Below are 12,533 nucleotides of genomic sequence, written 5' to 3'. Positions count from 1 at the left end.
GGTGAACGCCTTCGATCCGGAGCTGGTTGTGGTTGGAGGCTCTACGGCGGAAGCCGGGGAACTGCTGCTCGAGCCAGCCCGGGAGATGGTCAGCAAGCATGCCCTGGAGCATGTGGCGAACAGGGTGCGAGTTGTGAGGGGGACGCTGGGGGAGGATGCCGGGGCAATAGGGGCGGCCGCTCTGGTCTTGAGGGAGCTCTTCACCGTCTCACTGGCCGGGACAAATAAGGTCTTCGCAGGGGAGGTAGCAGGTGTTAGGGGAAAGGGAGCTTAGAAAGGGTGTTCGGCGGGGGTCGGTGGTGCGGCACGTTCTCGTTCTGGTGCTGGCCGTGCTTCTCTCTGCCGGTATGCTCTGGTGGTCGGGGTCGGCCTCGGCCCGGAAAGCCGGCTCTGGAACGGGCGGGGAGGGGGGCAACCTTCCGATCTACCGCAACACCCACTACTCGTTCCGGGAGCGGGCCGCCGATCTGGTCTCCCGCATGACGCTGGCCGAGGAGGTGGCCCAGTTGCACACCAACAACGCGCCGGCGATCCCGCGGCTCGGAGTCCAGCAGTACACCTACTGGAGCGAGGGCCAGCACGGGATCAACGCGCTCGGGGCCAACACCAACCCGGGACCGCAGCTCGCGGCACCGCACGCCACGAGCTTCCCCACGAACTTCGCCTCGACGATGAGCTGGGACCCGAGGCTTATCTACAGGGAGACGACCGCGATCTCCGATGAGGCAAGGGGGTTTCTGGACAAGTCGCTGTGGGGCGTTGCCCCGAACAACCTCGGTCCCTCGCCGAAGGACTACGGATCGCTCACCTACTGGGCACCCACGGTGAACATGGACCGGGATCCCCGCTGGGGGAGGACCGACGAGGCGTTCGGGGAGGATCCCTATCTCGCATCCAGGATGGCTGGGGCCTTTGTCGACGGCTACCAGGGGCAGACGCTGGGCGGCAGACCGAAGACCCGATACCTCAAGGTCGCGGCCACGGCCAAACACTATGCACTCAACAACGTCGAGAACACCAGACACTCGGGTAGTTCGGACACCACTGATGCCAACATAAGAGACTACTACACCTATCAGTTCAGAAACCTCATCCAGAAGTCCCACGTCGCCGGGCTCATGACCTCGTACAACGCCATAAACGGCACCCCCTCGCCCGCCGACACCTACACCACGAACGAACTCGCCCGACGAACCTACGGCTTCGACGGGTACACCACCTCCGACTGCGGGGCTATAGGCGACATCTACCAGAGTGGCAGCCACGACTGGGCGCCACCTGGGTGGACCACGGAGCAGAAAGACGGGCAGATAGTCTGGACCAACGAGAAAACCGGCAAGACCGTCTCCGGTGCGGCGGGGGCGGAGGCCTTCGCGCTGCGGGCCGGGACTTACCTCAACTGCACCGGGGCCGAGGCGACGCTCGCCAATATCCGGGAGGCCATAAGGGCCGGCATCCTGAGCAGGGGTGTGATCGACGACGCGCTCGTGCACCTGTTCACGATAAGGATGCGCACCGGCGAGTTCGACCCGCCGGGTAGGGTACCCTACACAAAGATCACCAAGAGCGTGATCGAGAGCCCGGCCCATCAGAGGCTGGCGCGTCGGGTGGCCGACGAGTCGATCGTCCTGCTCAAGAACGCCGATGTGCCAGGGACGAACTCCCCGCTCTTGCCGGCTGCCCCCTCCAAACTCAGCAAGATCGTCATCGTCGGTGATCTGGCGGACAAGGTCACCCTCGGCGGCTACTCCGGGGATCCCACGCACAAGGTCAGCGCAGTGCAGGGGATCACCCGGGCCCTCAAGAAGGCCAACCCGGATGCCTCGGTCACGTTCGACGCTTGCGGCACCTCCACGACCACGACCTCGCCGGCCTCCTGCTCCCCACAGACCCAGCAGGACATAAAGAACGCCGACCTCGTCGTGGTCTTCGTCGGCACCGATGAGAACGTGGCCAGTGAGGGACACGACCGCACCAGCTTGGACCTGCCAGGGAACTACAGCTCGCTCATAGATCAGGTCGTCTCCCTCGGCAACCGAAGGATGGTTCTCGCCATCCAGTCCGACGGCCCGTTGAAGATAGATAACGTGCAGCAGAGCTTCCCGGCGATAGTCTTCAGCGGCTACAATGGAGAAAGCCAGGGGGCGGCGCTCGCGGACGTGCTTTTCGGCCGGCAGAACCCGAGCGGGCACCTCGACTTCACCTGCTACAGGGACGACTCCCAACTCCCCGGCATCGAAAACTACGGGCTTACCCCGTCTCAGACCGGGGGCCTCGGCCGTACCTACATGTACTTCACCGGCGAGCCCACCTACCCGTTCGGCTACGGCCTCTCCTACACGAAGTTCCGCTACTCGCACGTCCAGGTGAGTCCGCATTCGGTCTCTGCAAACGGGAGCGTGACGGTGAGCTTCGACGTCACCAACACCGGCGACCGTTCCGGCACCACGGTGGCCCAGCTCTACACCTCACCGACCTTCAAGGAGCCGGGCGTGGAGCTCCCAAAGGAGCGGCTCGTCGGGTTCGAGAAGACACGGCTTCTCAGACCAGGACAGACCCAGCACATCACGCTGAGGGTGAAGGCGAGCGACCTCAGCCTGTGGGATGAGAAGAAGCTGAAGGAGGTTGTCTACGACGGGCGCTACCTGTTCCAGGTCGGCAAGAACGCCGAGAACATCGTAGCCTCCCGGCCGGTCACGGTGCACGGCTCGATAGAGCCCAGGGTTGCGTATGTCACCGTCCAGCCCGACAGGGTCATCTTCCGACCCGGCCAGACCCTCGACCTCAGGGGCAGGAACCCCTGGCTCAAGGACGACACCGACCCGGCCCGCGAGGAGCGCCACGCGACCGCGGACAACATCGTCGAGGCGGTGAACAACGACCAGTCCTTCGTCGATCTCGATAAAGCTCACGTTCGCTACAGCAGCAGCGACCCGAGGGTCGCCACCGTGAGCGAGAATGGCGTCGTCCACACCGTCTCCCCGGGCGTGGCAACGATAAGAGTCAGCGTCGACGGTGTGACCGGCTCCGCCGTCATCTACGTGAAGCAGCCATTCTCGCTCAAGACACCACTGGTGGTCCGGGGAGGCTCGCCGTTCAGCGCGCGGGCGATCCTCAAGAACACCTCTAGGAAGCCACTGCGTGACGTCCGGCTCTCGCTTGTGGCTCCCCAAGGGTGGGACGTGCAGGCCACCTCATCGATCACCTTCGGCAGGGTGGCACCCGGCGAGACCGTGCACGCAGTCTGGCGCGTCCGGCCGCCGGAGGGCGTCGGGCCCGGAGGATACCAGCTCTCCGCCAGGGCGGACTTCAGGAGCGCTGCCGGTCCGGATACCACCAGCGTCACACGTGAGGTCTCGATCCCGTATTCCTCGCTGGCAGCCGCCTTCGACAACCCCGGCATAAGCGACGACTCCAACCCGGGCGCCGGCAACTTCGACGGCGGAGGGTACAGCTACTCGGCCCAGGCGCTCGCGCAGGTGGGTCTCACCCCCGGCGCGAAGGTGGACCACGATGGGATCACCTTTACCTGGCCCAACGTCCCGGCCGGCCAACCGGACAACGTCGTCGCCGGCGGGCAAACGGTGAGCGTCTCGGGGTCCGGAAGCAGGCTCGGCTTCCTGGGCGCCTCGGATTACGGTGACGCCTCGGGTGAGGGAGAGATCGTCTACGCGGACGGGAGCACGCAGAGCTTCACCCTCTCGTTGCCTGACTGGTGGGCGAACGAGCCGCCGGAGGGCGGCGACATCCTCGCGACCGTCCCCTACATAAACACCCCGGGAGGCAGACAGGACCAGCAGGTGAGCCTCTACTACGCCTCGGTTCCCCTGAGATCCGGCAAAGAGGTGCGGTACGTGAAGCTCCCCGACATAAGCCGGGGTGTCTCCCAGGGGCAGACGGCGATGCACATCTTCGCGCTCGGGATAGGCGGATGAAGCGGGAAGGAGGTTCGGGATCATGTACCGGTGAGGGCCTCGGAGCTGCGTGGTGACGAGACTACCAGAAATCTCGGGAGAAGGGGGTTGGATGAGCGAAAGAAGTAAGGCGGCTCTCCCGGTGGCGCTCGCCTTCGCGCTGGCGCTGCTGGTTGGTTTCTTCCCAGCCGGGCACCTCGGTGCACGTCCTGCGCTCGCGCTGGACAACGGACTGGCCAAAACCCCGCCGATGGGCTGGAACGACTGGAACGCCTTCGGGTGCAACGTGAACGAGAAGCTGGTCAAGGAGACCGCCGATGCCATCGTCGCCAGCGGGATGAAGGCAGCCGGCTACAGGTACGTGAACATCGACGACTGCTGGATGGCGAAGCAAAGGGACGCGCAGGGCAACCTCGTCCCGGATCCCGAGAAATTCCCCGACGGGATCAAGGCCGTCGCAGACTACGTCCACTCGAAGGGGCTCAAGCTCGGCATCTACGAGGACGCGGGGACCTCGACCTGCGCCGGATATCCCGGGAGCTACGGCCACGAGTACCAGGATGCCAGGACGTTCGCCAGATGGGGTGTGGACTATCTCAAGTACGACTGGTGCAACGTCCCGTTCGACCAGTTTCCAGGCGAGAGCCACCAGCAGGTGGCGCAGCAGCTCTATACCAGGATGCGCGACGCGCTGGCGGCGACCGGGCGTCCGATCGTGTTCAGCATGTGCAACGGGTGGGACTCCTCGGTCGAACCCTGGAGGTGGGCGCAGGACGTCTCGAACCTGTGGCGCACGACGCACGACATCCAGGACAGCTACGCGAGCATGCTCGACATCTTCCACCAGAACGTCGGGCTCTACCCCTACGCGAAGCCGGGGGCGTGGAACGACCCAGACATGCTGGAGGTCGGGAACGGTGGGATGAGCACCACCGAGTACAGGTCCCACTTCAGCCTGTGGGCGGAGATGGCCGCGCCGCTTTTGGCCGGCACCGACCTCAGGGACATGTCGAAGGCGACCCGGGAGATCTACACCAACAGGGAGGTCATCGCCGTAGACCAGGACCCGCTCGGCAGGCAGGGCTACCCGGTGTACTCGAAGGACGGGCACTGGGTCCTGACCAAGCCGCTCGAGAACGGTGACCGGGCGGTCGTGCTCTTCAACGAGACCGACAGCCCCGCGACGATCACGACCACAGCGAGGCAGGTCGGGCTGAAGAAGGCTCCGGCGTACATCCTGCGCGATCTCTGGGAGCACCGCTCGACCGAGACGGCGGGCACGATCAGCGCCCGGGTTCCCGCGCATGGGGTCGTCATGTACCGCGTGAGCCGCGGCCGTCCCAACCAGGCATCCCCGGCCACGGGCCTCTCGGTCGCCGCTCCGGGATTCGTGCCGGCCGGCTCGTCGACCGAGGTCACCACGGAGTTCACCGACTACGCCCGGGTGCCGGTGGAATCGGTGAGGGTCGGGCTGGAGGTCCCGCGGGGCTGGTCGGCCACACCCCTTTCTGGGAGGACCTTCCACAGGGTCGGTACTGGCGAGACGGTGCGCGTGAGGTGGGAGATCAGGGCACCGACGGACGCACAACAAGGAACCACCAAGATCCGGGCGCATGCAGCGTACCGGTACGGCAACAAGACCGAAGAGATCACCGCGGAGGCTACCACACAGGTACCCCCACCGCCACCAACCTCAGACTCCTACCTGAGCGACATCCCATGGGTGAGCGCCAGCAACTACTGGGGTCCGGTGGAGAAGGACTCCTCGAACGGCGAACAGGCTGCGGGCGACGGACACACCATCACCATAAACGGAGCTACGTACCAGAAAGGGCTGGGCACCAACGCACCCTCAGAGATCAGCTACTACCTTGGCGGCAACTGTTCGAGGTTCGTATCCGACGTGGGAGTAGACGATGAGGTGGGGGAGAGGGGCTCGGTGGTTTTTCAGGTCTTCGCGGACGGCAGAAAGCTCTACGACAGTGGCCTGATGACAGGTTTGGATCCTGCGCGGAGCGCCAGCGTGGATATCTCAGGGGCGAAGGAGCTTGAACTCGTCGTGACCGACGGGGGGGACAACCCTGACTATGACCACGCCGACTGGGCCGGAGCCCGAGTCCTCTGCGGTTCTTAGCGCCGAACCGGGGAGGGCCCCCGGAGCGAAAGAGTCGGGGGCTCAGGCTTTCGAAGGAAGGAGGTACCCTCTTTGAGGATCATCGCGCGTGGAAGGGCTCCCGATGGCAGGAGAGGTCAGCCCGTGGCGATGCTCGCCGCCACGCTGCTGGCGGCTGCGGTCTTGACGCTCGTCACCTCTCTGGCCGGAGCACGCCCGACGGGTGATAACTCGTGTCCTTGGGTCGGACAGAAGGCCTCGCCCGCCAGAAGGGCCCACGAGGTGCTGCGCCACATGACACTGGACGACAAGATAGCGCTGGTGCACGGTGCGGGCGGCTCAGCCTACGTCGGGCATATCCCGGCGAACGAGAGGCTGTGCATACCCGCGCTCAACCTGGAAGACGGCCCGGCCGGGGTCGCGGACGGGATGACCGGCGTCACGCAGCTTCCCGCCCCTGTCGCAGTGGCCGCGAGTTGGGATCCGAAGCTGGCGGCGGGCTACGGCGAGGTCATCGGTTCCGAGGAGGCGGGCAAGGGCGCGAACGTCAACCTCGGCCCCACGATAAACATCGTGCGCGATCCCCGCTGGGGGCGGGCGTTCGAGTCGTTCAGCGAGGATCCCTACCTCACGGGAGAGCTGGCAGCCTCCGAGATCCGCGCCGTTCAGCACCAGGGGGTAATCTCGCAGGTAAAGCACTACGCCGTCTACAACCAAGAGACCTACCGCAACACGCCCCAGGATGATGCCATAGTGAGCCGGCGCGCGATGCACGAGATCTACCTGCCGGCCTTCCAGCAGGCGATAGACGAAGGGCACGTCGGTTCGATCATGTGCTCCTACAGCACGGTAAACGGCGAGTACGCCTGCCAGAACCGCTACCTGCTCAAGAAGGTCCTGCGGAACGAGTGGGGGTTCAAGGGCTTTGTGACCTCCGACTGGGGAGCTACACACAGCACCGTGCCCTCGGCCAGAGCCGGACTCGACATGGAGATGCCGGATGGCACCTACTACGGTTCAGCACTCGAGCAGGCGGTCGAGGAGGGACAGGTGAGCGAGAAGACGCTCGACCGCATGGTCCTGCACATTCTCACACAGATGTTCCGCTTCGGCCTCTTCGACCATCCGGCCAGAGGGAACCCGGACGCCACGGTGACCTCCCCAGCTCACGCCAAGGTGGCACGGGAGGTGGCCGAGCAGGGTTCGGTCCTGCTCAAGAACGAGGGAGGACTCCTCCCGCTTGATGCGAGCAGGGTCCACTCCATCGCCGTGATTGGTCCGGGTGGAGGCTCGCAGGCCATGACCTCTGGAGGTGGCAGCGCCCAGGTCCAGGCTCCTTACGTAATTACTCCCTACCAGGGGATCTCCGAACGGGCTGGCAGCGGCGTGAAGGTGCGCTACGCCGAGGGTCTCTACCCGCAGGGTCAGCTCCCCGCAGTACCGGCCAGCGCTTTCGGGAGCGGCCTCGAGGTCACCTACTACGGAGGCACCGACCTCTCCGGTAATCCTATCGCCACCGGAGAAGCATCCAACATAGACTACAACTGGAAGGGCTCCTCACCCACGTCCGGGGTGCCTGCCACCGACTGGTCGGCATCCTGGAGCGGGACCCTCATCCCGCCCAAGACGGGCACCTACACGTTCTCGCTCACCAGTGACGATGGCAGCCGGCTCTACATAGACGGCAAGGAGCTCATAAACAACTGGGGAGACCACGCCGCCACGACCAAAACCGCCAGGATCCAGCTCACCGCGGGCCAGCAGGTGAACATCAGGGTCGAGTACTACCAGGCTGGCGGGGACAGCAGCCTGAGCCTCGGCTGGCAGGTGCCGGGCAGCACCTCTCCTAAGCAGCAGGCCGTGGAGCTGGCCAAGAAGTCGGATGTCGCCGTGGTGTTCGCGGACAAGTACGAGAGCGAAGGCTCAGATCTGCAGGACATCAGCCTGGGGTCCGACCAGAACAGGCTCATCTCCGCCATCGCGAAGGCCAACCCCAACACCATCGTCGTCCTCAACACCGGCTCAGCGGTGACCATGCCCTGGATCGACCGGGTGAAGGGAGTGCTCGAGGCCTGGTATCCAGGGCAGGAGGACGGTAACGCAATAGCCGCTCTGCTCTTCGGGGACGTCAACCCCTCGGGGAAGCTCCCGGTCACCTTCCCGAAAAATCTCGCCCAGGTCCCGGCCCACACCCCGGCGCGCTGGCCTGGGGTGGATGGCAAGGTCCACTACTCCGAGGGTCTGGACGTCGGGTACCGCTGGTATGACGAGAAGAACCTCGAGCCCCTCTTCCCCTTCGGCTACGGGCTCTCCTACACCACCTTCCGCCTCAGCCACCTGACGGTCACGCCAGAGAAGGTGCACACCGGACACAAGGTGAGGATCCGCGTCAGGGTGACTAACACCGGAAGCCGCCCCGGGGATGAGGTGGTGCAGGTCTACGTCGCCGACCCGCAGCGGACCGGCGAACCGCCCCGGCAGCTCAGGGCCTTCGAAAAGATCCACCTCAGACCCGGCCAGAGCAAGCGGGTGAGCATGAGCCTCACCCGCCGGGCGTTCGCAGTGTGGGACGGCTCCACCCAAACATGGAAGGTGCCAGACGGCGCATATCGCATACTGGTGGGAGACTCATCACGCAACCTGCCCCTCGAGGCAAGCATCCAAGTAGAAGGGCAGTAAGCCCCCGATAGGGCCCGGGGTATCCCCCGGGCCCAACTCTCCCAGGCAAACACGCCCCACACCCGATCGCCGGTAGCCGCTCCGATCAGCCTTGTAAACGATTACGTAATCGTTTACAATGATTTCTCAAACGATCATGAAGACACCGACGGTGAAGGATGTGGCGAGAGAGGCTGGGGTTTCCACGGCGACGGTCTCACGGGTATTGAGCGGGAAGGAGGGGGTAAGCGAGGACAAGCGCCTGAGGGTGTTGGCTGCGATCGAGCGCCTCGGGTACAGGCCGAACGCCGTTGCCAGGTCTCTACGGATGGAGAGCACGAGGACGCTGGGGCTCGTGATATCCAACGTGACGAATCCTTTCTTCACCGAGGTGGCGAGGGCTGTCGAGGACGAGGCGGCGCGGGAGGGGTACAGCCTGATCCTGGGCAACGCGGATGAGGATCCAGCCAAGGAGGAGCTGTATCTGAACGTTCTGCTCCAGAAGCAGGTAGATGGGATCCTGCTGAGCCCGGCGCGCTCTGACGCGCCCCATCTGCTCAAGGTGGTAGGGGGGAGGGTTCCAGTGGTGTTCCTCGACCGCTCGATCGACGGTGCCGCGGGGGTGCCTGTCGTCAGAGCAGACGGACGAGGGGCTGTGGATTCGCTCGTGGAGCACCTGATCGGGCTCGGGCACCGCAGGCTGGCGATCATCTCCGGACCGAGAGAGATCATCTCGGGGAGGGAGCGGCTAGAGGCTTTCTTAAACGCTGCCGGCAGGCGGGGTATACGGATACCCGACGAATACATAAAGTTCGGCAATTTTCGCCGGTCGAGTGGTCTTGAGGCGATGCGCAAGTTGCTGGCGCTCGCGGAGCCGCCCACGGCGGTATTCGCGGCGAACAACCTCATGGCGCTCGGGGCTCTTCAGGCCCTCGAGGAAGCAGGAGTGAGGATCCCGCAGGAGATCTCCTTCGCCAGCTTCGACGACGTCCCCTGGTTCGGGCTCCTCAAGCCTCCGATCACGGCGATAGCCCAGCCCACGCGCGCGCTGGGAGCATCGGCGGCCAGCCTGCTCATAGAGATGATAAGGGAGCGCAAGAGCACGAAGGAACCCGAGCCCATGGAGGCGCAGTTGGTGATCAGGGGCTCTTGCGGTCCCGTGAGGGAGGGTGTGCGGTGAGTTCACTTCTCGAGATGCGGGGGATAACCAAGCGGTTCCCGGGCGTGGTCGCCCTGGACGGGGTCGACTTCGATCTGAAAGCCAGCGAGGTGCACGTCCTGCTGGGAGAGAACGGAGCAGGCAAGAGCACGCTCATCAAGATACTCTCCGGCGCTTACCAGCCGGATGAGGGCGAGATCTACCTGGACGGCAGGAGAGTCACCCTGAGCTCGGCGGTCGCCGAGCGGCTGGGCATCTCTACCATATACCAGGAGTTCAACCTGGTCCCGCAGCTAACGGTCGCCGAGAACATCTTTCTAGGACGCCAGCCGAGGCGCTTCGGCCTCGTCGACCGGCGGCGGATGCTCGCGGACGCACACGCACTCCTCGATAGGCTTGGGGTCCGGGTCTCGCCCGATGCACGCGTGGAGCGGCTCGGGGTGGCCCAGCAACAGATGGTCGAGATAGCGAAGGCGCTGAGCCTGGACACGAGGATCCTCATCATGGACGAGCCGACCTCCGCGCTCTCCGGGGAAGAGATAACGCGGCTCTTCGAGACGATCCGGAGCTTGCGGCAGGAGGGAGTGGGGATAATCTTCATCTCCCACCGCCTGGAGGAGGTCGCCGAGATAGGCGACCGTGTGACCGTACTGAGGGACGGCAAGAAGATCGGCGAGTGTGGCGCACTAACCGACCCGTCCCGGCTGGTAAGGATGATGGTCGGACGGAGCATAGAGAACCAGTTTCCCCGGCGCAGGTCCCGGGTGGGTGACACCCTGCTGGAGGTAAAGGGACTCTCGCGCGAAGGAATCTTCCGGGACATATCCTTCCAGGTCAGGTCCGGAGAAGTGGTCGGGCTCGCGGGGATCGTGGGCGCAGGCAGGACCGAGCTGGTGAGGTCCGTATTCGGGGCGGACCCTTTCGACTCCGGGGAGGTGCTCGTCGGGGGGCGCAGGCTGAGGTCCGGGGAGGTGGAGGAAGCTGGAAAGGCGGGGCTCGGCTTCGTCCCGGAGAACAGGAGAGACCAGGGCATAGTCCCGCCACTCTCGGTAGCTGACAACCTCGGTCTGGCCACGCTCAAGAGGTACCGCAGGCTTGGCCTGATCGACCGCGGGCAGATGCAGCGGCAGGCCTGGCGCATGATCGAAGAGTTGAACATCAGGCCACCTAAACCTGATCAGGAGATCCGCTACCTCTCGGGTGGGAACCAGCAGAAGGTAATCATAGGCAAGTGGCTTCTGGCGCATCCCAAGGTCCTGATACTCGACGAGCCCACGCGGGGGATCGACGTCGGCGCCAAGGTAGAGATCTATGAGCTGATCAACGCGCTCACCGAGGACGGGGCCGGGGTTCTCATGGTCTCCAGCGAGCTCCCCGAGGTGCTCGGCATGAGCGACAGGATCCTGGTGATGAGCGACGGGACCATCACCGGGGAGCTCTCCGCAGAGGAGGCCACGCAGGAGAAGGTCATGCAGCTCGCGACACGCTCGAGGAGGACCGCAGTTGGCTAGTATCGTGCAGAAGGTTGACCCCCGCTCGCTGCTCTCCAGAGGAGGCCCGCTGGGTGGTCTCATCCTGCTCGGCCTCATCCTCACGTTTCTCTCCCCCAATTTCCTCACGTTCCAAAACCTCTTCAATGTGGGTTTTCAGGCCGCGGTCGTGGCGCTCCTTGCCTTCGGACAGACCTTCGTCATCGTCTCCGGAGGGATAGACCTCTCGGTCGGCAGCGTCCTCGGGCTCTCGGGGATCGCCTTCGGATGGGCTTCGGTGAAGGCCGGGCTTCCGCTCCCCGTGGCCCTCGGGGTGGGGCTGGGGGTCGGTGTTCTTGCGGGGTTGGTAGACGGATTGCTCATCACGTTGGGCAGGCTCCCACCGTTCATCGCTACGCTGGCCATGCTCAGCGCGGCCCGGGGGATGGCGCTCGTCATCTCCGGGGGCGTCCCGCTAAACCCCATACCACGCGCGGTGAGCGAGTTCGGGAGCGGCGACATCTTCGGGTTCGTACCCTACGCGGTGGTTCTCATGGTACTGGCCTGGCTTGTGACAGCCGGTAGTCTGCGCGCCACCTACCCAGGCCGCTGTATGTACGCCATAGGTGGAAACGAGGAGGCCGCGAGGCTCTCGGGGATAAACGTCTCGGCCCAGAAGCTGGTCATCTACTCGCTCTCTGGGCTGTTCGCAGCCGTAGCCGGGATACTGCTGACCGCCCAGCTCGCCTCGGCCCAGCCCCAGGCGGGCACCGGATTCGAGCTCGACTCGATCGCAGCAGCGGTGATCGGAGGAGCCAGTTTGGCGGGGGGCGTCGGCTCGGCGACCGGCACCTTCATAGGCGCGCTGATACTCGGCGTGTTGCGCAACGGGCTGACCCTGCTCAACGTCTCGTCGTTCTGGCAGGAGGTGGTGATAGGAGCGGTCATCGCGCTGGCCGTAATGACCGACACGCTACGCAAGCGCGGAGCATAGCCGAAACAAACGAAACGGAAGCTCTGGCATGAAGAGAATCTTGCAGGCGATCATCGAGGAGGAGAAGGATGGGCCGCAGCGAAAGAAGAGAGGGTGAGCCTCGTGGGAGAAACCCGCTCAGCCGGGCTGATTTTCTGAGGCTTGGCGGCGCCGGTCTGGCCGCCACCGCGCTCCTGGGGGCCGCCGGGTGCGGTGGAGGAAGCGCGGGGCAGGGGGGTTCGAGTGG

Annotated in this window: 7 protein-coding genes; all 7 read left to right on the top strand. The window is 64.8% G+C overall.

The features are described from left to right. Positions 1-274: ROK family protein (locus PJB24_RS15370; protein ID WP_273847449.1), on the top strand; the 274-nt coding region annotated here is incomplete at its 5' end. A 73-nt stretch (positions 275-347) separates the two neighbouring features. Then, the gene (locus PJB24_RS15365; RefSeq protein ID WP_420541972.1) at positions 348-3,935 is read left to right on the top strand and encodes a glycoside hydrolase family 3 C-terminal domain-containing protein; all 3,588 of its coding nucleotides are present in this window, start codon (positions 348-350) and stop codon (positions 3,933-3,935) included. 91 nt (positions 3,936-4,026) lie between these two features. After that, the gene (locus PJB24_RS15360) at positions 4,027-6,048 is read left to right on the top strand and encodes an NPCBM/NEW2 domain-containing protein (protein ID WP_273847445.1); all 2,022 of its coding nucleotides are present in this window, start codon (positions 4,027-4,029) and stop codon (positions 6,046-6,048) included. A 72-nt stretch (positions 6,049-6,120) separates the two neighbouring features. Further along, positions 6,121-8,706: a glycoside hydrolase family 3 C-terminal domain-containing protein gene (locus tag PJB24_RS15355; RefSeq protein WP_273847443.1), complete on the top strand. Its 2,586-nt coding sequence runs from the start codon at positions 6,121-6,123 to the stop codon at positions 8,704-8,706. Between the two features lie 136 nt (positions 8,707-8,842). Next, positions 8,843-9,865, top strand: a complete 1,023-nt coding sequence (locus PJB24_RS15350) for a LacI family DNA-binding transcriptional regulator (protein WP_273847441.1) — start codon at positions 8,843-8,845, stop codon at positions 9,863-9,865. 14 nt (positions 9,866-9,879) lie between these two features. Next, positions 9,880-11,355: a sugar ABC transporter ATP-binding protein gene (locus PJB24_RS15345; RefSeq protein ID WP_420541971.1), complete on the top strand. Its 1,476-nt coding sequence runs from the start codon at positions 9,880-9,882 to the stop codon at positions 11,353-11,355. Further along, positions 11,348-12,307 carry an ABC transporter permease gene (locus PJB24_RS15340; protein WP_273847434.1) on the top strand — a complete coding sequence of 320 codons (960 nt, stop codon included), beginning with the start codon at positions 11,348-11,350 and terminating at the stop codon, positions 12,305-12,307. The genes PJB24_RS15345 and PJB24_RS15340 overlap by 8 nt, the downstream gene beginning before the upstream one ends. Positions 12,308-12,533: the final 226 nt, after the last annotated feature.

This window comes from Rubrobacter calidifluminis, from assembly GCF_028617075.1.
GTDB lineage: Bacteria > Actinomycetota > Rubrobacteria > Rubrobacterales > Rubrobacteraceae > Rubrobacter_E > Rubrobacter_E calidifluminis.
The sequence above is the reverse complement of the archived record's forward strand: the minus strand, read 5'-3'. Positions and strand labels throughout refer to the sequence as shown.

Bases quoted from the DNA above. Each gene is read 5' to 3' on its own strand.
- PJB24_RS15365 (WP_420541972.1), top strand. From the start codon at position 348: ATGCTCTGGTGGTCGGGGTCGGCCTCGGCCCGGAAAGCCGGCTCTGGA.
- PJB24_RS15360 (WP_273847445.1), top strand. From the start codon at position 4,027: ATGAGCGAAAGAAGTAAGGCGGCTCTCCCGGTGGCGCTCGCCTTCGCG.
- PJB24_RS15345 (WP_420541971.1), top strand. From the start codon at position 9,880: ATGCGGGGGATAACCAAGCGGTTCCCGGGCGTGGTCGCCCTGGACGGG.
- PJB24_RS15350 (WP_273847441.1), top strand. From the start codon at position 8,843: ATGAAGACACCGACGGTGAAGGATGTGGCGAGAGAGGCTGGGGTTTCC.